16 protein-coding genes and 1 pseudogene are annotated in these 24,757 nt (G+C 61.5%); 10 read left to right on the top strand and 7 right to left on the bottom strand.

All coding sequences use genetic code 11. The features are described 5' to 3' along the window. Positions 1-59 precede the first annotated feature (59 nt). Positions 60-185, top strand: a pseudogene (locus tag D1Y85_RS27550) (IS3 family transposase); the annotation flags it as partial. A 106-nt stretch (positions 186-291) separates the two neighbouring features. Then, on the top strand, positions 292-786 hold the full coding sequence (locus D1Y85_RS10785; protein WP_124151024.1) for an LEA/WHy family protein: 495 nt from the start codon (positions 292-294) through the stop codon (positions 784-786). 556 nt (positions 787-1,342) lie between these two features. Here D1Y85_RS10785 and D1Y85_RS10795 read toward each other — a convergent pair. Next, positions 1,343-1,984, bottom strand: a complete 642-nt coding sequence (locus D1Y85_RS10795; RefSeq protein WP_124151026.1) for a LysE family translocator — start codon at positions 1,982-1,984, stop codon at positions 1,343-1,345. Between the two features lie 115 nt (positions 1,985-2,099). On the opposite strand from D1Y85_RS10795, the gene D1Y85_RS10800 reads away from it, so the two are divergent. From D1Y85_RS10800 to D1Y85_RS10815, 4 genes are all read left to right on the top strand, one after another. Next, positions 2,100-2,543 (top strand): Lrp/AsnC family transcriptional regulator, encoded by a 444-nt coding sequence (locus D1Y85_RS10800; protein ID WP_124151027.1) that lies wholly within the window; start codon positions 2,100-2,102, stop codon positions 2,541-2,543. A gap of 353 nt (positions 2,544-2,896) precedes the next feature. Continuing rightward, positions 2,897-4,471, top strand: coding sequence for a methyl-accepting chemotaxis protein (locus D1Y85_RS10805; RefSeq protein ID WP_124151028.1), 1,575 nt, complete (start codon positions 2,897-2,899; stop codon positions 4,469-4,471). Between the two features lie 1,420 nt (positions 4,472-5,891). Next, a complete protein-coding gene (locus tag D1Y85_RS10810; RefSeq protein ID WP_246024864.1) occupies positions 5,892-7,904 on the top strand; it encodes an alkaline phosphatase family protein in 2,013 nt (670 codons plus the stop codon). A gap of 245 nt (positions 7,905-8,149) precedes the next feature. Beyond that, positions 8,150-9,163, top strand: a complete 1,014-nt coding sequence (locus D1Y85_RS10815) for a Gfo/Idh/MocA family protein (protein ID WP_124151029.1) — start codon at positions 8,150-8,152, stop codon at positions 9,161-9,163. An 83-nt stretch (positions 9,164-9,246) separates the two neighbouring features. On the opposite strand, the gene D1Y85_RS10820 is transcribed toward D1Y85_RS10815, so the two are convergent. Beyond that, positions 9,247-11,478 (bottom strand): SulP family inorganic anion transporter, encoded by a 2,232-nt coding sequence (locus D1Y85_RS10820; RefSeq protein ID WP_124151030.1) that lies wholly within the window; start codon positions 11,476-11,478, stop codon positions 9,247-9,249. Between the two features lie 273 nt (positions 11,479-11,751). Between D1Y85_RS10820 and D1Y85_RS10825 the strand changes: the two genes are divergently transcribed. Next, a complete protein-coding gene (locus D1Y85_RS10825; RefSeq protein WP_124151031.1) occupies positions 11,752-15,018 on the top strand; it encodes an adenylate/guanylate cyclase domain-containing protein in 3,267 nt (1,088 codons plus the stop codon). 72 nt (positions 15,019-15,090) lie between these two features. Here the strand turns inward: D1Y85_RS10825 and D1Y85_RS10830 are convergent, their stop codons facing one another. Next, a complete protein-coding gene (locus tag D1Y85_RS10830) occupies positions 15,091-15,513 on the bottom strand; it encodes a surface-adhesin E family protein (protein WP_124151032.1) in 423 nt (140 codons plus the stop codon). 54 nt (positions 15,514-15,567) lie between these two features. Beyond that, positions 15,568-16,152, bottom strand: coding sequence for a hypothetical protein (locus D1Y85_RS10835; RefSeq protein WP_124151033.1), 585 nt, complete (start codon positions 16,150-16,152; stop codon positions 15,568-15,570). A gap of 472 nt (positions 16,153-16,624) precedes the next feature. On the opposite strand from D1Y85_RS10835, the gene D1Y85_RS10840 reads away from it, so the two are divergent. Together D1Y85_RS10840 and fusA are read left to right on the top strand one after the other, a co-directional pair. Continuing rightward, on the top strand, positions 16,625-17,695 hold the full coding sequence (locus D1Y85_RS10840) for an MBL fold metallo-hydrolase (protein WP_124151062.1): 1,071 nt from the start codon (positions 16,625-16,627) through the stop codon (positions 17,693-17,695). A gap of 192 nt (positions 17,696-17,887) precedes the next feature. After that, positions 17,888-19,939, top strand: a complete 2,052-nt coding sequence (gene fusA, locus D1Y85_RS10845; RefSeq protein ID WP_124151034.1) for an elongation factor G — start codon at positions 17,888-17,890, stop codon at positions 19,937-19,939. Positions 19,940-20,139: 200 nt separating this feature from the next. Here fusA and D1Y85_RS10850 read toward each other — a convergent pair whose 3' ends face one another. Continuing rightward, complete coding sequence (locus tag D1Y85_RS10850; RefSeq protein WP_124151035.1) at positions 20,140-20,781, bottom strand: trimeric intracellular cation channel family protein; 642 nt, start codon at positions 20,779-20,781, stop codon at positions 20,140-20,142. Positions 20,782-21,547: 766 nt separating this feature from the next. On the opposite strand from D1Y85_RS10850, the gene D1Y85_RS10855 reads away from it, so the two are divergent. Beyond that, positions 21,548-22,639 (top strand): branched-chain amino acid aminotransferase, encoded by a 1,092-nt coding sequence (locus tag D1Y85_RS10855; protein WP_124151036.1) that lies wholly within the window; start codon positions 21,548-21,550, stop codon positions 22,637-22,639. 124 nt (positions 22,640-22,763) lie between these two features. Here the strand turns inward: D1Y85_RS10855 and D1Y85_RS10860 are convergent, their stop codons facing one another. Next, on the bottom strand, positions 22,764-24,089 hold the full coding sequence (locus D1Y85_RS10860) for a type II toxin-antitoxin system HipA family toxin (protein ID WP_124151037.1): 1,326 nt from the start codon (positions 24,087-24,089) through the stop codon (positions 22,764-22,766). A gap of 3 nt (positions 24,090-24,092) precedes the next feature. Then, positions 24,093-24,350, bottom strand: coding sequence for a helix-turn-helix domain-containing protein (locus D1Y85_RS10865; protein ID WP_124151038.1), 258 nt, complete (start codon positions 24,348-24,350; stop codon positions 24,093-24,095). Positions 24,351-24,757 lie beyond the last annotated feature (407 nt).

The raw sequence follows: 24,757 nt of genomic DNA on the forward strand, positions 1-24,757 counted from the left end.
CGCGATTTTCGGACCAGTTGAAACTTGAGAGAATGGCTTCCAACAGCGAGAAGGAAGTCATGAAGAAGAGCCGGTTCACGGAAGTGCAGATGGTTACGATGCTGCGCGAGGCGGACAAGACGTCGATCGCGGAGGTGGCCGGGAAGTACGGGATTACCGATCAGACACGCTGCGACTGGTGGCAACGCGTTCGCCCGGTCGCCACGCCGAGACGCTCCCGATCACCGAACACGGAGTGAAAACACGCTACACTGATTCCGACCCGCAAACTCTTCGGACAAGGTGCCCCGTATGCGTGCTCCTGATGCCCGGCGCTCAATCCGCCTCTTCTGCATCTTCCTTTACATCTGCGTATGGCTCAGCGGCTGTGCAGGGCTGGGCGGCCAGGAACCTCTGCGGGTCAGCGTGGCGGGCATCGAGCCGCTAAAGGGCGAAGGGCTGGAGATGCGCTTCAACGTCAAATTACGCATCCAGAATCCGAACGACGCTCCGGTCGAATATAGCGGCGTGTCACTGCAACTTGATCTGAACGGTCAATCCTTCGCGAGCGGCGTCAGCGATGAACACGGCGTCGTGCCCCGATTCGGCGAAACAGTGATCAATGTACCGTTGACCGTTCCTGCATTTTCCGCAGTGCGTCAGGCTTTCGCTATTGTGGGCAGCACACAGACAGGCAACGTCCCATACGTGATCCATGGGCGATTGGCAGGTGGCATCGGCGGCGGTACGCGCTTCGTCGACGAGGGCAAGCTGTCGCTGCCAACAAACGGCTTGATGGGTCAGTGACCGAACCTGATCAGCGGGAATCGTCGGCACTGGCGGCCCACTTCGTGCGTAACGAACTACCGAAACGAGGCGGTCTGCGTCGCCTGCGTTCGGTGGGGCCCAGTTGCGTACCGGGACTAAATCGCCATCGGCATACCGCCAAAATAACGGTGCTGAAATTCAGAACGTCATGAAGTCAACATGTTTCGCAGCGGCCCTCGTCGTGCTCGCTGCCGGATGCGAATCGGCATCGCTGCCCGTGGACAATCAGACCTCCCGGCCAGGCCCGGCCGGCACCGATACCTACATTCTGCACAGTACCGGCGGAATAACACCCGGTGACTCCGCGTCAAAGCCACCAAGACTTAGCGTCGGTACCAGTTATCCAGATACGCAATTGATACTGCCGTGGTTCCTGAACGACATCATCAACTTCGTCAACTATCGCTAGTCACACTGCGACTGACTGCGGCGCGCGACGTTCCCGACTCGTGCTGGCAAGGCAAACACGTAACGTGCAGATCGACCCGCAGATCGACGACATCGACCGATAGCTCACGAAACAAGAACCCAAAGCCTAAATAAAGTTTCGCAGTCCAACGACTACTTGAAAGCCGCCGAACACCGCGATAGCGAAGGCCGAAAGGCGCGCGATTCCATGCATCAGCGAGTCAGGCATCTTTCTACGCAGCGAGGCCGTGGCGCCGCTCAAGCACAGCCACCAGGCCGCGGAACCGGCAAACACGCCGCCAACCATAGGCAACAAAGTAAGCCACCCTGCTCCCTCCTGCGCGGTTTGCCCGGCGGACACGGGTCCAAGCGCGGCAAAAACTGCGATGAACGAAAGGATTGTCATCGGGTTGGACAGCGTCAGGCCGAACGTCGTCAGGAAGTCGCGCAGCAATGTTGTGCGCGCCGTTGCGGGTAGAGCCGTCTGAGCAGTTGGCGCTTCACGCGCGATGCGCGAGGCCAGCCAGATGAGAAACGCTCCACCACCGATCTTCAGGACGACGCTCAGCAACGGCAGTGCCGTCGCGATCCCTACGATGCCGATCGCGCCGAGTAATCCATAAACCGCGTCGGCGCAGGCCGCACCGATTCCTGTCGAAAATCCCGAGCGGAAACCACGACTCAGGCTGCGCTGGATGCAAAGCAAACCGATGGGGCCGACTGGCGCAGCAATGGAAAGCCCGATCATCACAGACTTGATAAACAGCATTTTCCTTTCCCTACGTTATGCACTTTCTGGAGTGGCATAGTAGGCGATACGCGGTTGCCGTAGAAGATGATATTTAAGGTAAATTGGCGAATCGACTTTAAAATTCACTTCCGCCATGGACGAATTAGACTGGAAGGTGCTCTCGCTCTTGCAGCACAACGCCCGCATGACCTATACAGAGCTTGCCCGTCAAATCCAGTTGTCGGTGCCTGCCGCGACTGAACGTGTGAAGCGTCTCGAAGATGCCGGAATCATCGAGGGGTACACGGCAAAAGTGAATGCAGCGGCGGCGGGGTACGCGGTGAGCGCGCTGATCGCGATCACGGTGCCTCAACCGGCGAAAGCGAAGTTTCTGAAATTGCTGGATTCGATTCCCCAGATACTCGAATGCCATCACGTGACCGGGGCGGACTCTTACATCATACGATTGGTGTCGGCGAGTATGGCAAACCTGGAACGGTTGATCGAGCAGATCAACCTGTATGGCGAAACCCGCACGTCAATCATCATGTCGACACCGCTGCCTGCTCGCGCCTTGAAGCGGCCACCTGCCAGATAAAAAACGCGATCCGGATAGTGCACGGCTTTATCGCGGAACGAGTCTTTTCCGCAGTGCATGCTTAATACCTGGCGCGTTCGACTTCCACTCGTGAGGTCGTGGTCGGTTTGCGGTGTCGGTTCATAGTTCGAAGGCAAACCACCCTTCGATGCCAATTGCCCTTCCTGCGCGGATGACGTTCGAGGCTCGCTTTAAAAGTCGTCGACCCTATTTACAGCCAATAGAGTCCGGCTACAAATTTGATCAACCTCAATATTCACCTCCGCCTGCCGTTAATAAATTACCCGCCTCGAAAACATGGACATTGCATGCAGGCGTGGTTCAACGAAATATAGTCCGACCCTCATTGATAAATGCGAACCAATCTACCTGTAACGCAGCGCGAGTACGACTTTCCGCGTGACGCCACGCTCATGTCGACCACCGACACGCAAAGCAACGTCACCTACGCCAACGCAGCATTTATTCAGGTCAGCGGGTTCGACGCCGATGAAATACTCGGTCAACCCCACAATCTCGTTCGGCACCCGGATATGCCTCCGGAAGCATTTGCGGATATGTGGTCAACCCTCAAAGCGGGCCGTTCGTGGACCGCCTTCGTCAAAAACCGGCGCAAGAACGGAGACCACTACTGGGTACGGGCAAATGCCGCCCCGATTATTCGCAACGAGCGATTGACGGGATACCTTTCGGTGCGAACCAAGCCCGAGCGTCACGAGATCGAAGCCGCCGAGCGTCTCTACCGCGAATTCCGCGAAGGCAACGCCGGCTCGCGGAAATTTCACCAGGGCCTGATCGTTCGCACTGGATTGTTGGCGTGGACATCGTTATTGCAGACCATGCCGGTTCGGTGGCGAATCCGCTCCGGGCTAATGGTGTCGTTTGCGCTAACCATTCTGTTTGCCTTTTTGTTGGGCCTGCCCGGCACGATGCTCGGCGGCTTCGCCGCCGTGGGTGCAGCACTCTCGCTGCTCACTTCTTTCTGGCTCGAAAAACAGATTTCCGGTCCGCTTCAAGCGGTATTGAAACAGGCGCTCGCCGTTGCGGCAGGCCAACCCGGCCAAAACATCCACTTGAACCGCGTCGACGAGATCGGAATGATCCTGCGTGCGGTGAATCAGTCGGGCCTCAATTTGCGCTCACTCGTCGATGACGTGAGCGACCAGCTTGACGGACTTCGGCAGTCCAGCAGCGACATCGCAGCGGGCAACAACGACCTCAATGACCGCAGCGTACATTCGGCGGCGAGCCTGGAGCAGACCGCAGCCTCGATGGAACAGATGACGGCGACGGTCAGGAACAACGCAGACACCGCGCTGCAAGCGAGCGACCTCGCCGGGCAGACAAGCGATGCGGCATCCGAGGGCGATACGGCAGTCGGCAAGGTTGTGGAAACAATGAAGGAGATTACCGATGCCAGCAGAAAGATCAGCGAAATCATCACCGTGATCGAAGGCATCGCTTTTCAGACGAACATCCTCGCACTGAACGCGGCGGTCGAAGCAGCCCGGGCGGGGGAACAGGGACGTGGCTTCGCGGTCGTGGCGGGCGAAGTGCGGGCGCTCGCGCAGCGCAGCTCGACGGCGGCCCGGGAAATCACGGCGCTGATCAATGACAGTGTTGCGAGAACGGCCACTGGCGGCGAACTGGTGACCAAGGCCGGCGATTCAATGCGAAACATCCTGAGCCGGGTCGCGCGGGTCACCGACCTTATCAATGAAATCAGTTCGGCGACGAAGGAACAGTCGGAGGGAATTGCACAGGTCAATATTGCGGTGACGCAGCTCGACCAGATGACACAGCAGAACGCCGGACTGGCTCAGGAATCCGCCTTCGCCGCAGGCAGCCTTGAAGTCAGGACGCGCAAATTGACTGATGCGGTCGCCGTGTTCCAGAGCAAAGCGGACATGGCGCACCGTGTGTCCTGAGTGCCGCGGCCACATCAGGGTTGATCGTGAGCGGCGCGACTTTCGCCCTCATGCAAATCAATAGCTTGCGGTCGTGCGTTGCTTCGACTTTGTCCCGCTCGGTTGATAGAGCGGGACAAAAAATTCGTGCTCGCACCGCATGCTGAGCGGCGAAGTTACGCCGGTTTATTCTCGCTGACGACAGGTGAACAGCTATCCGGGACGATCACGGCTGGACTCATCCCCTTGCCACCCAGCGCGCGCCCGACTTGACACATTGCATTCCGCAAACGTTTGCTGGTTAACCGTAAAAAATAGTTGTTTACTGAGCCGTCTTTAGCGTTCACCATTTCCGGATCAGACAATAAAAAATTCGACAATGGCGATATTCGGGGTGGTGTCGTTCGGCGCTATCGTTGTGGCAATTTTTGTAGGTTCGGAAAATCCGACACTGAAGGCTCGTCTACACAAAGCGATTGCACGGCGGCAAGCAAGGCATGGTCAGGGAAGCGCAGACTCCCTGAATAGTAGTCAAGGCGCTCGCTCGCTTGAGGAAGACGTGGCCCTGGCGATCGAAGTCGAACGCGAGCGCCACGAGCCATACCCACGTGAGTGGGAATGAGGTGCTGCGAAGTTGCTGCAATTTTGGCTTCATACCGCGATCGACGGATTTGAACAGGTCATCGATAGTTTCAGCTACTGCGTTGTAGCAACTGTCGCTCCGACTGCGGACCTGCCGCCGCGAAATGCGCAAGTCAGAAAATCGAAGTAACATGCTACGTCAGTATTGCGGAAAGTCCAGCACCATGCGGTTAAACGCGGCCGCATGCTCCCACTGAGCCATGGGCGCCGTAACGGTTGACCATACCGATTCGCAGCGCTGTCCCTGCTGATTTCCTCGATGCGCGTGAAGCGCTCGTAGCGGACCTTGCCTTTCATTCCGCCGGTCGTGTCGAGGTATCCGACCTTGACGGCAAAACATTCAACTTGATTAGTTATCCCACGTATTTGACCGATCACGAGTTTCGCAAAACTTTTTGCGATTCATCACGTGGGTAGACTCATAAGATTCGGTCGCTCATCACCATTCTTTGCCTCGTAATATCTCAATTCCATGGGCCGGAGAATCAGCGGGTATTCCTGTCGGTGTGCAAGGCACACGAATGCCGCAATACCCCACGACTCGCGTTCAACCTGTCACCCAATACGCGACGACTGCGAATGTCTGCACGCGCTTGAGCCATCACCTGAATACCTTGAACGATCGAAAGGTCGACACAAGGAAATAGTAGGCATTGTCATGTGAAGTGCGAAAAACCGACTCATTGCCGCCGCCTCTTCGTCATCAAGAAGGTTTAGGTTTCCAGCTTGTTGTACGTCGTGTTTTTTTGCAAACGAATTCGATTTCATGCCGCATTCATTCAAAGAAGTAAGAACGTCAATGGAGATTCTCATGAGTCAGATATCGACATCGCGACGCAAATTTCCTCCAGTTCCGGCCTTGCTTGCGACGGTTTCCCTGGCGGCTGCAGCACTCTACTGCTCTGCTGCCGATAGCCAGGTCCAACCCGCAGCAAATCCTTCTTCGTCAACAACCACGCCGATCAAGCATGTGATCATCATCGTCGGCGAGAACCGGACATTCGATCACGTGTTCGGTACTTATCAGCCGGAGCCGGGTGAAACCGTATCGAACCTCCTGTCCAAGGGCATCATCAGAGCAAACGGCGCTCCCGGGCCCAACTTTGCGCTCGCTGCGCAATTCATGGCGACTGCAACCGATCCAGCACAGTTCGCCGCAAGTCCTGTTTCGAAACAACCCTATTCTGTACTGCCGGCACCCAACACAGGCTTCACGCCGAGCGTTGCGAGCGATACGAATCCGCCGCCGTTCGCCACACTCGCCGCTGCAAAGGCGGCAGAAGGTAACGCACTCGAACCGAACGACCTCATTCATTTAACTACCGGCGCATCAGGAATCGCCCAGGAAATACCCGATACGCGATTCGGATCGAACCTGTTCAACTTGCCGAACGGCCCCTATCAAATCTCACGTGTTGGTCCGAACTACGACCAGTACATGAATAGTCCAGTGCATCGCTTCTACCAGAACTGGCAGCAATCCGACTGCAACGCGGCGCATGCAACGCACGACAACCCGAGCGGCTGCAAGATGGACCTGTTTGCGTGGGTAGAAGTCTCGATAGGCGCCGGATCGAACGGCAAGGCGCAGCCGGCCGGCTTCACCGACCAGTCAACCAACGAGGGCGCAACGGCCCTCGGGTTCTATAACGTGAATACCGGTGACATGCCGTATTTCACGCAGCTCGCACACCAGTACACGATCAGCGACAACTACCACCAGCCGGTGATGGGTGGCACCGGCGCAAACAGCATCATGATCGGGACAGCCGACGCGCTCTATTACACGGACGGAAACGGCCACACGGCCACGCCGCCGACAAACCAGATCGAGGACCCCCGGCCGCAGAAAGGGACCAACAACTGGTATGCACAGGATGGCTACTCCGGCGGCACGTACAGTAACTGTTCCGATCCGACGCAACCTGGGGTGGGCGCAATCCGCCAATACCTCAACAGCCTGCCGTATCACCCGAATGCCAATTGCGCGCCGAACACGTACTACCTCCTGAACAACTACAACCCTGGTTACAACGGGGACGGCACCGTCAACACGAGCACATTCACCATTCCGCCTTCACCGGTGCGAACGATCGCCGACACCCTCCTCCAGCGCAATATTTCATGGAAATACTACGGTGAGGGGTGGACGACATTCGTGGCCAATTCTCCAACGTCTGTCTACTGCAACATCTGCAATCCGTTTCTTTATGAAACGGCAATCATGACCAATTCGACGTTGCGAGCGAACCATCTCCAGGATACGACGAACCTGTATTCCGATATCGAAAACGGCTCCCTGCCGGCGGTCTCTTTTGTGAAGCCCGGCGGATTACTCGATGGACACCCTGAGTCTTCGAAGTTCGGGCTCTACGAGGGATTCGTGCGCAAGATCGTCGATTCGGTTCAGGCGAACCCTGCCTTGTGGGCATCGACCGCGATCTTCATCACGACCGACGAGGGTGGCGGTTACTACGACTCCGGCTACATTCAGCCCGTGGATTTCTTTGGGGACGGGCCGCGTATTCCGCTGATTATCGTGTCGCCTTACTCTCGTGGCGGCCATGTCGATCATCAGTATTCGGATCATGTGTCACTCGTCAAGTTCATTGAACGCAACTGGTCGCTCCCGCCGATTACGTCGCGCAGTCGTGACAATCTTCCCGATCCGGTCCAGCATCCGTCCAACCCCTATGTGCCAACCAATGCGCCAGCGCTTGGCGATCTCTTCGATGCCTTCCGCTTCCACCCAGTGAAGCACTCCGATCCGGATGACGATATTCGAGGGGCGATTGGCATGCCTCCGTTCTGATTGCTCTGGATATGACTGACGCGATCTAGCTGGAAATATTGCGGCGGGGATAAGTCCCCGCCGCATCAACATGGTGGCTCGTTTTACCTCCGCCGGCTCTCCGCGGCCTCGGGACGAATCCGTGTCCGATTGGTACCTCGCCCAATTTCAGCAGCCTCCAATGACTGCGTGTAGACTGGCGCCACTAGAGCGTTCTGCTGCGCTCGTCCAGTCCACTACTCACATACGGAAATCGAGGGTAAGTCATGGCAAAGGATGCGATTGTCTGGGGAATACTCGGCGCGGCGAAGATCAACGACAAGGTCGTTGTACCCATGCACAACGCGCCAAAATGCCGGGTAAAGGGCATCGCGTCACGAAATCCGGAGAAGGCCCGGCAAGCCGCGGCGAAATATGGCCTGGCTGTTGCGTACGACAGCTACGAGGCACTGCTTGCAGACCCCGAAATCGACGCGGTGTATATCCCGCTGCCCAATCACATTCATATGGAATGGGCCATCAAATCCGTCGAGGCCGGCAAGCACGTTCTGTGTGAAAAACCGATTGGTCTGGACGCCGGACAGGCTGAGCAACTTATCGCCGCACGCGACACGTACGGCCGGTACATTCAGGAAGCGTTCATGGTTCGCACCCATCCCCAATGGGTGAAAGTGCGCACCTTGATCGAAGAAGGCGTCATCGGTGAATTGCGCGCGGTGACGGGAGGCTTTACCTATCACAACACCAACCCGCACGATATTCGAAACCATCGCGAAATGGGCGGCGGCGGGCTGCTGGATATCGGCTGTTATCCCATCACGACGTCGCGCTTCGTCATCGGACATGAACCGCGGCGGGTGGTCGCCACGCTGGAGTGCGACCCAGCGTCAGAGGTGGACCGGCTTGGCTCGGTAATCATGGATTTTGACGGTGTTCAGGCCAGCTTCTTTTACTCGACGCAAATCCACAATTACCAGCGCATGCAATTTCACGGTACGAAAGGGCGGATCGAAGTCGAAATTCCGTTCAACGCGCCCAATGATCGACCGACACGTTTGTTAGTGAGCGAGCGCACGAGCGCGGGCGTCGATACGGAACGCTGGCTGGAGCTTCCGGTATGCGATCAATATGGCGTAGCGGCCACAGCGTTCGCAGAAGCGATATTGAGCGGTGGTCCGCAGGCTATTCCGCTAGAAGACGCGCGCGCAAATATGCGCGTGATCGATGCCGTTTTCCGCTCGGCTCAATCGGGTGCCTGGGTGAGCATCCCGCAACCATAAGGTTGATCGCGCGAAACCTTAAAACGTCCAGGCGAAAATTCGCGGACATACAGGCGTCCCGCGTCGAGAGCGTCTGCCTGCAATCAATACGCAGCGCGCAACGCCTCGTTCGCAACCGCGAGGCGCGACGCAATCACCTTGACGATAAAGCGATGGAACTGCTGCGCGGTGACGGGATCGTCCCGCTCGAGTGCCGCAAGCGCGGCGATCGACAAGCGGTGCACACGCGTCGGCATTTCCGCGAATACATCTGCACTACGCAACTGCTGCGTGTACACGGCCATTTCGCCGACAACCGTACCCGGGCCGAACGAGCGCAGTCTGACTGACTTGCCGTCGCCAAGCGGCAGCGAGATAGCAACCCGCCCGCGCTCAACGATATACATCGCATCGCCTGGCTCACCGCGCAGAAATAGCGGCTGCCAGGCGAGCAGCTCGCGCACCTCCAGGCAAGCCGATAGCACGTTAAGCGCGGCGGCCGTAAAGTGCGGCGCAAGCAGTGCGTTCAGGGTGTCGCTACGCGTTGAAGCGAGCATCGTCGACGCAAGCAGTTGGTCTTCGACCCACTCCAGACCGGCATCGAGCGTGTCGAATTCGCGAATACGCAGGTTGAGCGTACCGGTTTTCACCAGGAGTTCGCGCGAGCGTTGCGGCAGCGCGGTCAGCACGAGGTCTGCGTTGTTCGTCGCGCAAAGCTGACGCAGCTTGACAAAGCTGATCGACACCGACGCGTCCATGCCATGAGTCGACGCGAAGTCGAGCACGACATAGCGGACCGGCAACGGTTCATGCGTGGTGAACCGGGCGCGCAGTCGTTGCAGTATCGAACTGGCCGTTCCAAAGAAGAGAAAGCCTTGCAGGCACATTCCGCATACCTGCGCGCCGCGAGCACGCAGTGCCTCGGTTTCCTCAATGCTGCGCTCGACATTCGAGGTCCGGTTACGGAGATCGAACGCCATGCGTATGCAACTGACCCTGCCGTAAAGCAACGTGAACATCACGCACGCAGCGATGACGCCAACGCCCACCCCGACGATCACACCATAAGCTGCGATCGCACCGAGAATGACGGGCACGAGCAGATACTCGTACCAGTTGAGCTTCGCGTAGGCGCCGATGAGCCAATGCACGAGCAGGCGCAGCCCCATGAACAGCTGGAGCCCGACGAGCACCGGCACGGGAAAAAGCGCGACGAGCCCCGGCGCCGCGGCCAGCACGCCGAGGCACGCGAGCGACGCGAACACGGCCGCCATCCGGCTCGATGCTCCCGCGCGGGCGTTGAGCATCGAGCGATTGAACGACTGATAGCCGACCATCCCGCCGAGCAACCCGCTTGCGAGATTGGCAAGACCTGCGGCCCGCATCTCGCGATTGAGATCGACCTCCTCTCCCGTCGCCGCGCCGATCGCCGTCGAATTCATCAGGATCGTGACCGCCGAAACGGATGTGACTACCAGGCTCTCCGGAAGGTGCGCGGCGATGGCCGGCCAGTCGATTCCGCCTTGAACGAGCCGTGTCGTCAGGTGCAACTCGGGAATCCCGACAAGATGCATCGTGACACGCGGCAGCAGGAGCCCCATGTTGCGCGCGTCGTCGATCGACAGCCCGGCGGCCCGCAAGAGCACGTAGAACATGACGATCCCGAAGGCGAGCGTGAGCGGCAGCGCGGCGACATGCTTCCAGGTGCGCATCAACAGCGTGGACAGCACGCCGACGCTAATAGCGGGCATCCACGCGAGCCAATGAAGACGCGTGAGCAGCGCGAGCGAGTCCCAGTGCAGGGACTCGCCCGTCATCACGCGAAACGCGCCAGCGAGGAGCAGGTAGCCCGTTCCCGCGAGAAATCCGCCGAGCACCGGATAAGGCAGGAACTGCAGCGAGCGGCTGCGTTTCGACGACCCAATCGCGTAGAGGATGATCCCCGTCACGACCGAACAAAGCGCGATCGCCAACAGCACGGTCAGAAGGACGGTCTGGGCGGAGCCGCCATCCGCGCGCACGCTGCTCGCGACGCCTGCCGCGACGCCCGCGAGAAACGCGGCGGCATTGCTGTCCGGGCCGCCGATGTTCAGGCGCATCGAACTCGTCAACGCGATCACGAGCGCCGTGACGACGCAACTGACCAGCGCGGTCGGCACGCCGAGCATCGTGTAGCGGGCGAGATCGGCGCTGAAGATCATCGTGCCGAGGCTCATCGCGTAGCAGAGCATGACGAGCGTCGATACCAGGCCCGCCGCGAGATCGCCGGAAAGGTCCGCGACGCGCGAGCGCAACGGAACTGCGCTGGAGACGGAAACAGGGTTGCCCGGCTTCACTTGAATTCCCAGAGGAATACGTTCGCGCGATGGGGTGCGGTCCAGTATCCGTCCACGCCCGAAACCCTGTCAAACGCCATACGACGTATCGGACGTCGGCCTACACTCGCTATTGTGGCGATTTGCGCGGTACGATCCCGCACACGCTCCGGGCCGTTCGCAACGGCAATATCTGGGCGCCTTTTGTCTGCTTTTTCAGCCCCTGCGATGCGACCTGAAAAAGTACGGACCACAAATCGATGCACCGCACAACACCGGATGCAGGCAACGTATATGAACATCGAGCAATGGCTGCATGGGTTGGGCCTCGACCAGTACGTCAGTGCATTTGTCGCGAACGACATCGACGTGTCGCTGATCGCGCAATTGACCGATGCGGACCTGAAGGAGCTTGGCGTGCTGTCGCTCGGCCATCGCAAGCGCATTCTCGCTGCCGTCGCCACACCGGCCGCCCTTGCACCGCAGGCGTGCGCCGAGACGCAGGAACGCAGACTGGTCACGATCGTCTTTGCCGATCTGTGCGGATTCACAGCGCTGTCGCACTCGCTCGATCCGGAAGAGCTGCGCGCGTTGATCGGCCGTTACACGGCGCTCGTCGACGGCATCGTGCTGGCCTATGGCGGAACGATCGACAAGCACATCGGCGACGCCGTGATGGCGTTGTTCGGCGCCCCCCGCGCGCACGAAACAGACACCCTGCGCGCGGCCCGCGCGGCGCTCGACATTCATGACGCGCTGGCCCAATTGAGCGTGCAGGCCGCGCGGCCCTTGCGCGCGCATATCGGCATCGCGAGCGGCGAGGTCGTCGCAGGCGCACTCGGCCGCGCCGACGCACAGGACTACACCGTGCACGGCGATCCGGTGAACCTGGCCGCGCGACTCGTGGCGGCGGCAGGTGCCGGCGAGACCTGGCTCTCGGACGACGCAGCACGCGTGCTCGGCGACGCGGCGGTCTGCGAGCCCATCGGCGAGCAGCACCTCAAGGGCATCGACACACCGGTGCGAGCGTGGCGCCTCTGCTCCGTCGCGAACGAGCCGGCGAAGGCGAGCCGTAGTCGATTCGTCGGACGCGATGCCGAACTCGAGCAGTTTCACGGTATCGCCCACGCCTGCGTCGCACGGCGAACCGGTCATGTCATCCACGTTCGCGGCGAAGCGGGCATTGGCAAGACGCGTCTCGTCGACGAAATGCGCCGCCATGCCCAGACGCAGGGCTTCACGATCCATCGGGGCCTCGTGCTCGACTTCGGCGTGGGCAAGGGCCAGGATCCGGTGCGGGCGATAGTCGGCAGCTTGCTCGGCCTGCAGGACAGCGCATCGATCGATATGCGGCAAGCCGCCGTCGCGCGCCTCACTTCAGAAGGAATCCTGAATACCGAGCAAATCGTGTTTCTTCACGACCTCCTCGACCTGCCTCAAGAGGGCGAATGGCAATCCCTCTACGACGCAATGGATCACGGCGCACGCAAGCGCGGCAAGCAAAAGCTCGCCGCCACGCTGACCGCACACACGTGCGGGCAGACGGCGACGCTGATTGTCGTCGAAGACGTGCATTGGGCCGATCCCGAAGTGCTCGACTACGTCGTGGCCTTCGCGTCGGGCATCGCCGACGGTCCGGGCCTGCTCGTGACAACCTCGCGCGTGGAAGGTGATCCGCTCGACGCGGCGTGGCGCGCGCGTTGCCGGAACACCCCGTTCGCGACAATCGATCTCGGGCCGTTGCGCAACGATGAAGCCCTGAGTCTCGCGGGCAACTTCATCAATGCGACCCAGCGCATCGCCCTCGCGTGCATCGACCGCGCCGGCGGCAATCCGCTGTTCCTTGAGCAGTTGTTGCGTAACGCCGAGGAAGGCAGCAGCGCCGTGCCCGCCTCGATCAGGAGCCTCGTGCTCGCGCGCATGGACCGGCTCGCGCCGGGCGATCGCGTGGCGTTCCAGGCAGCCGCTGTGATCGGCCAGCGCTTCGGCATCGACTTGCTGAGACGACTCGTCGACGATCGAAGCTACGTCTGCGACGGCCTGATCGTCAACGCGCTCGTGGTCCCGGAAGGCGACGATTTCCTGTTCGCCCACGCACTGATTCAGGAGAGCGCGTATTCGACACTGCTGCGCGCGCGCCGTCGCGAACTGCACCAGCGCGCCGCCGAGTGGTTCGCGCACAGCGATCCCACGCTGCACGCACAACATCTCGACCGCGCCGAGGACGAGCGCGCACCCGCTGCCTATCTGGCCGCCGCGCTCGCGCTGCGCGCGGCCCACCTCATCGAGGCGGCGCTGCGCCTCGCCGAGCGAGGCCTCGAACTCGCGCGCACGGACATGGACCACCACGAGCTGATCTGCTGCAAAGGCGAACTGCAGCGCGACCTGGGCGATATCGCAGGATCGATCGCCACGTACCGCGCCGCGCTGGCGGCCGCCCCGGACGATGCCGCCCGGTGCCGCTGTCAACTCGGGCTCGCGGAAGGCCTGCGCGTGAGCGAAGGTCTCGACGAAGCACTCGACCTGCTCGCGGCTGCCCAGCCGGTCGCCGAGCGCGACGACCGGGTGGCCGACCTCGCGAACCTTCACCATCTGCGCGGCAACATCCTTTTTCCGCTCGGAAAAATCGACGCTTGCGGAGCCGAACACGAGCGAGGCCTGGCCTACGCGCGGCGCCTCGGCCTGCCGGAGGCACAGGCACGCGCACTCGGCGGGCTGGCGGATGCCGCGTACGCACAAGGACGCATGCGGACGGCGTTCCGCCATTTCAGCGATTGCGTCGAGTTGAGCCGCGAACACGGACTCGGTCGCATCGAAGTCGCCAATCGATCGATGCAGGGCTTTAGCCGCATGTACCTGAACGATGCCCGGCAGGCGCGCGAGGACGCGGACGCAGCGGCGCGCACGGCCGCGCTGATCGGGCAGCCACGCGCGCAATTGCTCGGCGAAACGCTCGGTGTGTTCGTCTGCTATGAGATCGGCGACGAACAGGCCGCGCGAGTCCATCTCGCGCAGGGAGTGCGATTGATCAGGCAGTTGGGCGCGCGCCGCTTCGAGGCACAGAATCTGGAGATGCAGGGACGCCTGTTGCTGGACAGCGGATGTCGCCGCGAAGCGATCGAAGCGTTTCGCGAGTCGCTCGCGGTGTCGCGCGAAGTGGGCATGCAGTTCTGCGCGCCGAAGACCATGGGTGCGCTGTGCCTGGCGCTCGACGACCCCGTAGAACTCACGCGACGCCTGGCCGAAGGCGAAGAACTACTGCGCCTCGGCGCGGTCGGTCACAACCACCTCTGGTTTTACCGCGACGCCATCGAAGCGATGCTCGCAGCAGGCGACGCAGCGGGCGTGCTGCGCTACTCGGCGGCACTCGAAAACTACACGCGGCGGGAGCCGTTGCCGTGGGCCGACCTGTTCACGGCGCGCGGTCGCGCGCTCGCCAGGACTCTGCAGGGCACCGCCGACGAAGCTACGAAGCGCGAACTGGAGCAAGTGCGAACCACGCTGCGGGAAACAGGCTTTCGGCACTACCTGCCCGCGGTCGATGCAGCGCTTGCGGCTTGAGAGGACGTCCGGCACGGGGCACCTCGTGCATTGGAGGTGGCTAAGCGCGGGACGAACGTAGACAAAGCGCGGTCAGGACCGGCAGACCGTTCTCATCAGCACGGCGTCGAATGTGCCTGGCGTGACCTTCGTCATCGGAAGCGGCGCCGCTTCCAGGTTGATCACTTGCAGGTTACGGTGCGTCTCCCGCTCTGTGCCGACCATCTGCCGTTTGCAGTCCAGCACATGAAGCGTCGTGACGTTCACGGTGTCTGCACCGCTCGGCTCCCGCAGCGGCGCGAAATAGTCGTAACGTGCCCACACTTTCCGTATTGCCCCCTCCTTCACGATGGACTCCATGTCGACAGACATCACGGACGCGGCATTCTTGGAGAGCGGTTTCCACTCTGCCGCCCATGCGGGTAATGCGCCGACCAGCAGACCGCATGCAGCAGCACAAAAAACATAGTCCGGAAGGCGAAACCCTTTCAATCGAGTGCGGCGCAACAAATGCATTCTGCTTGTCCTCTTTAGTGAATTGGCCGGGCCGACGATCGGCGCCCAGATTGACTAACCTCGACCCCGGATGGTCTTCAGGCACCGATCGAATGCTGCGACAGCCGGCGTGCTGTCTTCCAGGTTCAGTGTCCACGTCCGAGGCGGCGACGCCTCCACGGTCGCTGTCACGCTGACCGCCTCACCGAGACGCTTGAGGAACGTGTCCCGCGCTTCGTGATCGAGACTGAGGCTGAAACGAAAATCGTTGCTACGCACGTTCCGGAGTACGTCAGGTACGGGTTGTCCGTAGACGGCGGCATGACCGGCCTCGTCCGTGAACGTCAAGGTCTCATACGTTGCGTCGTGAATGTCATCGCCATTCACTTCGTCGATGGAAAACGACAACGAAACGGAACTGACGTCGCGCAATCCGCCGAGGTGGAAGTAGTAGCCTGTCGCTGCGTCGAACGGCAGCCGGATGCTCGTCAGCACACAACTGGACGAACGCTTCGCTTCGCTGCTCGTCCCGGTCAGCTGCCAGCCTGACGGCGTGTCGATGTCGCGGATAACAGGCAGTAATTCGTCATTTGCCCACACAATGCTCGAAGCGGCGAGTATCACTGCAGCTACGGCTGCTTTCCGGAATTGATCCTGCATGTCTGCGTTCCCGTTGCGTACCCGACCAGCGGCTGGTTCGTCTGCCGTGTGATGACCTGCAAAGACGTGAGCGCGCTCAAATGTCGACGCCCGTTCAAACTTGCTGCAAGGCGGTGGTATGTGCGCTCGCGGTGGTGCTCAAGACTCACGCGCCAAAGAAGCCGCGAGAACCCAGCCGACGTCAAAACTTGCTAAGCTACCGGCGCATACCAGCAGGCATCAATCGGACAAGGACGAAATCGACGGTCGTACGAAACGCGTGCGTAACGTTTCGAGACACACGATTCGAGACACAGCGCGGGAAATAACGTCAAAAACAACGCGAAGAACAACGCCATCTGGGGCTCGTCCGTTTCACCCCGCCGGCGAAGGGCTGCGCATCGGGTACATAAGACTTGGCGTCGAGCGCCCGCGAGTTCGCCCGTGTGCGCTCATCACGGGCCGCGAGCCACTACGAGGGAGTGGGATCATGCTGATTTTCCGCCAGTTGATCGACCCGCAATCGTCCACCTACACCTACCTGCTCGCCGATAGCGAATCGGCCGAGGCGATCCTGATCGATCCGGTATTCGAGCAGTCGCGCCGTGACACGGCTCTGCTCGCCGAACTCGGGTTGCGCCTCGTCCTTACGATCGACACCCACGTTCACGCCGACCACGTCACTGGGGCATGGATGCTCAAGCGGCTAACCGGAAGCTCGATCGCCATATCGGCCGCCAGCGAGGCCCAGGGCGCCGATCGCTACCTGATGCCGGGCGATCGCTGCCCTTTCGGAACACGTCATCTCACGGTGCGCGCGACGCCAGGACATACGAGCGGCTGCATCAGTCTCGTGCTCGACGACGAAAGCATCGCGTTCACGGGCGACTGCCTGCTGATCAGGGGCACTGGCCGGACGGACTTCCAGCAAGGCGATTCGCGGGCAATGTTCAGATCAATCCACGACCAGCTATTTACGCTGCCCGCCTCCACCCTGCTTTATCCGGCGCACGACTACCGCGGACTGACGGTCACGAGCGTCGGCGAAGAGCGGCGCTTCAATCCGCGCCTCGGCGGCGATCTTTGCGAAGACGATTTCGCCGGTTACATGCGGCACCTGAATTTGCCGCATCCACGGCAGATCGATATTGCGGTGCCCGCCAATCTGAAATGCGGCGCTGCGGCAAAGGACCCGACACAGATCGCCGAGCCCGACTGGCCCGGACTGACCTACACCTTCGCGGGGATATGGGAGATCAGCCCGCAATCGCTTGAAGAACAACTTGCCGGCGTGCAGATCGTCGACGTTCGCGAGCCGGACGAATTCAACGGCCCGCTCGGACGGATTCCGAACGCCGTGCTCATCCCGCTAGGCGAGCTTGCGCAGCGTGCCGGCGAGATCGAACGTGACCGGCCAACTGTGACGGTTTGCCGGGCGGGGGGCCGCTCCGCACAGGCAACGACGATCTTGCGGCAGGCCGGATTTCCTGCGATTGCCAATCTTGCGGGCGGGATGCTGCGCTGGCGGGCGGAAGGACGCATCGTCGATAACGCCAGTCCCTGATCTTCGATTTGTGCAGTGCGGGTAGCGTTCCGACCCGAAGGATGCACGTCGGCATGCGTCCGGAGTGCCGGGGCAGCAACGGTATTAAAGGCCGCCACGGCGTCCCCGGTTCAGCATGCTTCCTCGATGGAATGTGGCAGAACGGCGGATTTTCGCCAATAATTCCCGAACACTCACTGAACGGTGGCGAACATGGATTACTACAGTCCCGAAGCCATCCGAACCATCGCCCTGGTCGGGCACGCCGGATGCGGCAAGACATCTCTTGCCGAAGCGCTGCTGTATCAGGGCGGCGCACTGCGAGCACAAGGCAGTGTGGACCGCGGCACCGCCGTGTGCGACTTCGATCCACTCGAACGCAAGTATCACCACTCCCTCACTTCCTGCATCGCCCACCTGCATTACCGCGACACCCGCATCTACCTCACCGACACACCCGGCTATCCCGACTTCGCAGGCCTGTCGATCAGCGCCTTGCCCGCCGTCGAAACGGCCGCCATCGTGATCAACGCCCGCACCGGCATCGAAATGACCACGCGCAGGATGATGGCGTATGCGCAGGATCGCAAGCTGTGCCGGATGATCATCGTGAACGGCATCGATGAGGAAAAGATCGATCTCCCAGGTCTGCTCGCGGAAATTCAGGAGATGTTCGGCAAGACCTGCCTGCCCATCAATCTGCCTGCGCAGGGCGGTCGCGAAGTGGTGGACTGCTTCTTCAATCCTGCAGGTGACGCCGATTTTCTTTCCGTGGAGTCCGCGCACAACGCGCTCATCGATCAGGTGATCGAACTAGACCCTGACTTGATGGAGTTGTACCTCGAGCAGGGCGAAGCGATTCGCCCGGAGCAGTTGCACGAACCCTTCGAGCGCGCATTGCGCGAAGGCCATCTGGTGCCGGTCTGCTTCACGTCCGCGGCTACAGGTGCGGGCATCGCGCAATTGCTCGACGTCTTCGTCAATCTCCTGCCGAACGTCACCGAAGGCAACCCGCCGCTTTTCTACCGCGACGTCAACTCAAAGGTGGAAGCCGTTCGTGCGGAGCCGGACGCCGACAAGCACGTCATCGCGCACGTATTCAAGATCGTGATGGATCCGTATATCGGCAGGATGGCGGTGTTTCGCATTCATCAGGGCACCGTCGTGCGTGACAGCCAGCTGTATATCGGCGACGCCCGCCAGCCGTTCAAGGTCACCCATCTGCTGATGCTGCAGGGCAAGGAGCACGTGGAGATCCAGCGGGCGGGACCCGGCAACCTCTGCGCAGTGTCGAAGGCCGAGGACATCGGCTTCGACGCCGTGCTGCACGACGCACCCGAGGACGGCAACATCCACCTCAAGCCACTCGACTTCCCCAAGCCGATCTATGGCCTGGCCATCGAGGCCGCGCGCCGGGGCAACGAACAGCGTCTATGGGAAATCCTGCAGAAGCTTGCGGCCGAAGACCCGTGCCTCGTGATCGAGCACCCGGCGGGCACCAACGAGACGGTCGTGCGCGGACTCGGCGAACTGCATCTGCGGTACATGCTGGAGCGTCTGACCGATCAGTACAAGCTGGAGGTCACGACGCGGCCGCCGACGATTGCGTGGCGTGAGACCATCGGCGGCAAGGCGGAAGGCCATTGCCGCCACAAGAAGCAGACGGGCGGTGCCGGACAGTTCGGCGAAGTGATGCTGCGCGTCGAGCCCCTGCCGCGTGGCGCGGGGTTCGAGTTCGTCGATGCGGTCAAGGGCGGCGCCATTCCTTCGCAGTTCATTCCCGCGGTGGAAAAAGGCATTCAGCAGATCATCGAGAACGGACCGCTCGCCGGGTTTCCGATGCAGGACGTGCGCGTCACCGTGTTCGACGGCAAGAGCCATCCGGTCGATTCAAAGGAAGTGGCATTCGTCACGGCGGGCCGCAAAGCGTTCATCGATGCGGTGATGAAAGCGCAGCCCATCGTGCTCGAACCGATCGTGGACATCGAAGTGATGACACCGGAAGCGGTGATGGGCGACATCATCGGCGATCTGTCCTCGAGGCGCGGCCAGGTCCACGGCACGCGCGCGCTGGGTGGCGATGCGATGGTCATCGCAGGCAAGGTCCCGCTTGCCGAACTCGACGACTATCAGTCGCGCCTTAATGCGCTGGCAGGCGGACACGGCAATTACAGCATCCAGCTGAGCCACTACGACCCGGTGCCTCCGGCGCAGCAGGAACGGCTCGCGGCGCAGCACAAGGCCCGGCAGGTCCCGGACGAGTAACGTCACAGCCGGCTGGCGCGCATTTCGCGCTTTGATCCTGCGATTCAGATGCCATCGAACGGCTTCAAATTGCAGTCGGACCTGGCGCGAACGAAGTGAAGCGCGCGGCATCGGAGTCGTGCGGATTGCGCCATTCTGCTTAAAGAAATGACTCGACCCGACAGGATGCGCGAGCCGCTTCGGACAAGCACACGCTCCAGTCATTGCTCTGAGCGATTACCACTTTCACGCGCGTGGAACACCGGCAGTCGCCAGCCGAAATAGAGGGACGAGAGGCGCAGCAGAACGCAGCCGATGGTAGCAACCCAGGCGGTCCAGATCGACGACCAGCCGGCCTCGGTCAGACCCACTTCGAGCGCTGCGCCAAGCAGCGCGGCCGAAGCATAGATCTCGCGCTCGAGAATCGCAGGTACGCGCGAAAGCAGCACGTCGCGCAGCACGCCGCCGCCAACGGCACTCACCATGCCCATCAGGATCGCCAGTTCGGCGCTATGGTTATAGGCAAGTGCTTTATCCGCGCCGGAGACGGCAAAGAGCCCGAGGCCGATCGCATCGAAGAAAAGGACGGGTTGGCGCAGGCGGCGCACCGGCGCATAAGCGACGATGGTGATCGCCGCCGCCGCGAGCGACACGGCAAGATAACGCCAGTTCGAGAGACCGGCGGGCGGCACGGCGCCGATGCAAATATCGCGAATGATGCCTCCGCCGCACGCAACCAGGAATGTGACGCACACGATTCCGAACAGATCGAGCCGCTTCTGGCGAGCGGCGACGGCGCCGCTGATTGCAAACGCGAAGGTGCCGACGAGGTCGAGTACGGTATAGGCGGTATGGACGTTCACGGTGCCTCGGTGTGCAGACCTGGCCGGCGGGTGGCCGCTGCCAGGTGGGATTGTTCGCGGGTTGTTCGCGGGTTGTTCGATTTTCGGTCGGGCAGCGGGACGTCGACGGTCTGCGCGGCGGACTCGACGGCTGTGTGCTCGCCGCGCGGTTATATCACGCGGAGGCGGGCGCGGCCTGGCTCACCGCAACGCCAGACCTCCCGCCTCGCCTCGGACGCCGGCCGCCAGCCGCCGCGAAACGACGATGCTCCGCCAGCAAGCTGTCGGCGCGTGCTCATGCGGGCAGCGTCTGCATGAGCACGCGCAGCGCGGCGCCAATCAACTGGCGACATGACAGGGCTCCGTCTGGAAGCGGTCAATGAGCCGATACTAGAATCGAAACTGGCTCATTAACAGGACCAGATCCGGCTAACTAGCGGGGCCCCGTTTTCCACGCCAGGCTTGCGGCGCCCATACGCGGTTTGCACGAGCGACGGCGCGCACTGTATCCTCAATTGCGCATGACCATCGTCTATCGCCGGCCGCCCGTAGCGCCCGGATAACGCAGCGCGACGGCGAAGCAAGGCGCGGCCAACCACGGTTTTGGGGATGACGGGCGCGCGCCCTCAGACAGGCAAGGCCGCCTCCTGCGCGCCCACTTCCCCTTCCCGAAAGTACCGCCGACCCGGCGTACTGCCGGAAAATCTGCACGAAACGTCGAAAAAGGCCGAAAATAGCAGGCTATCCGCCATCAACAACTTCGAGACCGTGAAATAGGAGCAGTCGCATGCAGTTTGTCGTTGAACAGCACCCTAATCCCACGCCCGCAGAACAGATCGCCGCTCGTCTGGAGAGCCCGGTCTTCGGCCGCGTGTTCACCGACCATATGGTCACGATCCGCTGGAGCGAAGCAAGCGGCTGGCATGACGCCAAAGTCGAGGCGCGCCGTCCCTTCCAGATCGACCCGGCCTGCGCGGTGCTCCATTACGCGCAAGAAATTTTCGAGGGCATGAAGGCGTATCGCCGCGAAGACGGCTCGATCGCCCTGTTCCGCCCCGATCAGAACGCGAAGCGCTTCCGCGCGTCGGCGGCCCGCATGTCGATGGCTGAACTGCCGGAAGAGCTGTTCATGCAGGCCATCGAGGCCCTCGTCGACATCGACCAGGCCTGGGTGCCCGGCGGCGACGGCAGCCTCTACATCCGCCCTTTCATGTTCGCCAACGAGAGCTTCCTAGGCGTGCGCGCCTCGGCGGAGTATCTGTTCTGCGTGATCGCCTGCCCGGTCGGCCCGTACTTCAAATCGGGCAAGTCGGCTGTCACGGTGTGGGTGTCGGATCAGTACACGCGCGCGGCGCCCGGCGGTACGGGCGCAGCCAAGTGCGGCGGCAATTACGCCGCCAGCCTGATCGCCCAGACCGAAGCCTCGGCTAAAGGCTGCGACCAGGTGGTCTTCCTCGACGCGGCCCAGCATCGCTGGATAGAAGAACTGGGCGGCATGAACGTGTTCTTCGTGATGGACGACGGCTCGCTCGTCACGCCGCCGCTTTCCGGCACGATTTTGCCGGGCATCACGCGCGCGTCGATTATCGATCTCGCACGCAAGGAAGGCATCGAGGTCAAGGAGACGCCCTACGCGTTCGACTCGTGGCGTGAAGACGCCGCGAGCGGCCGAGTGAAGGAGGCCTTCGCGTGCGGCACGGCAGCGGTCGTCACGGCGATCGGCGAAGTGCGCCACGCGGGCGGCGAGTTCACGATTGGCGACGGTGGCGAAGGCCAGGTCACGCGCCGTATCCGCACGCTGCTGACCGGCATCCAGCGCGGCAAGGAAGCCGATCCGTCGAACTGGGTCTGGAAACTGAAATCGACGAAGCAGGCCTGAGGCAAGCGGCCTGCGAATGTGCGGGTTGGCATCCCCTTCGGCGGCCGCGGCGAATTTCAACCGCCGAGGCCGGACCCGAAGCACAGCGGCGCGCGTGCTGCGCGCCGCTTTTCACTTTTCCCTCTTATCCAGCCGCCAACCGCTGCGCGGATAGCCTCAGCCCATCGAACAAACGTTCGGCGATACGCTCGGGGAAACCTGCGGGCAGCGACGAAGCAACCCGTTCGATCACTTCCGGCGTACGTCCAGCGAACCGTTCGATGAGCGGCCCGGCTTCCCGCCCGTAGTGGCAGAGTTGCGCCGTCGCGTCGAAATGGGCGCGTTTCACATCGCGCATCCGGTAATGACGCGCCCGTCCCCAGACTGCCATGGCGAGCGTCGCCTTATGCCACGACCACTGGTTGCCGCCATCGCCCTCGACGGGCCAGATCGACATCACGTCATAGAGCGGCGCGAGCTGGAAACGTCCGCCTGGCAGCAGACGGATGCTGAAGTTCTTTGCGTGGCCATCCGGTGCCGCAAGCATCCAGAACGCGATCTGCGCCCCGAGAAAGGTTTCGATGTCTTCTTGCGGACGCTGCGATTGGCGCAGGATATCGGCGATCTCGCGCATGCCCGGCCCGCCCTGCGACTCGTACTTGCGGTGCGGCGGCACGCCGAGCGCCTGGCAAAAATCCTCCTGCGGCAGACGCAACAAGGCACCGGTGCGCGACCACGCGCGGTCGAAGCGCTCGACGCATAGCACCTTCTGCTCACCGAAGCGGAGAATCTGCGCCGACGACACCGGCAACCCATAAGCCTTCAGCACGGCGAGACAAAGCCATTCGTTTTCGACGGACGTCTGGAAGTCGACCTTCCTGTGCCCGATCAGGCCGAGCGGCAACTTGAGGATGTGCGTAGTTGGCGTGGCGCCGTGCGGCAGGCACCACCGGCCATCGTGAAAAAGCAGTGCGGTCTTTTCCTGCGCGCCCGCCAGAGAGATGCGCAACTCGTCGCCCGTTTCGCCCACACCTGACACGGCGCCGGACGTTTCGAGCAGCAGACGCTCGATGGCCGCGTCGGTCAACGGCGTACCCTCGATCGCGCCGACGTTTTCCGGCGACTCGTCCTCGCCCAGCAATTGCACGGCGCCGACACAGTCACGACCAATCGCCTTGAGCAGGTCGAACGCTTCCACCGTCTCGGTGCTGAAGCGGGTTGCGATGCGGCGACGGATCTGCGGGCTGTCTGGCAGCAGGTTGTCGAAGTAGTTGTGAACGCGTTCGCCGCGCAACGGTCGGTCGCCGACGCCGAACGGCAGCGACAGCGACAATGGCCGCCCGGCGGCGGATTGCTTCCAGGCGGCGTCGTAGCGCAGTTCCATGTCGCCCGTGGGCGTCACGGCCCAGGTGCCGACGTGCTCGCCGTTGGCCCAGATCGACAGCGCGCGCGAATGCGATTTGCGCCCCATCGGCTACCACTCCGGCTGTTCGGCACTGCCGGCGGCCGTCGTGCCGCGCGACTGTACGCACAACTCGAGTCCGTAGAGCGCGAGCAACGCCAGCATCTGGTCGAGCGAGATGCTGGCGGTGCCTATGGTCTCGAGCGCGGAGAGTCGCGGCTGTCCGATGCCGACGCGCGCCGCCGCCTGAGCCTGAGTCATCCCGCTGGCCTTTCTGGCCGACTGGAGAATCTCGGCAAGGCCCGCCGGCGTATGGACGATGATCTTCATTCAATATTCCTGTGAGGCATAAACCAAGTATATGCTCGTCAGCAATAATCCGCCAATATCTCTCACAGCAATAAACTAAAAATATCGCTGACAAGAATAACCCCGATATGCGTTACACCGGAAACGGACGGCTTCGTCATCCGCAACGAATGCCACCGAATGGCATCGAGTGGCCGCGCCGGTCGCACTACCGGTCCGAACGCGCACAATCTGCCTGAATGCACGCTTGCGGGGACTTTGCGCCGGGAAGTGAGCAGCGCCTGCAGTGACTATCAAGAATGTTCTGTACCCCGCCGGATATCTCTCCACGATATGCAGGTGGAGCAGCCCCCTGAAACACCGGACACAGTGACCCACTTAAAATAACGGGTAGGCATAAGACTGTGTTTTTGACTAACACCAGGCAG

Origin of the sequence: Paraburkholderia dinghuensis, from assembly GCF_003837865.1 — a bacterium.
Classification (GTDB): domain Bacteria; phylum Pseudomonadota; class Gammaproteobacteria; order Burkholderiales; family Burkholderiaceae; genus Paraburkholderia; species Paraburkholderia dinghuensis.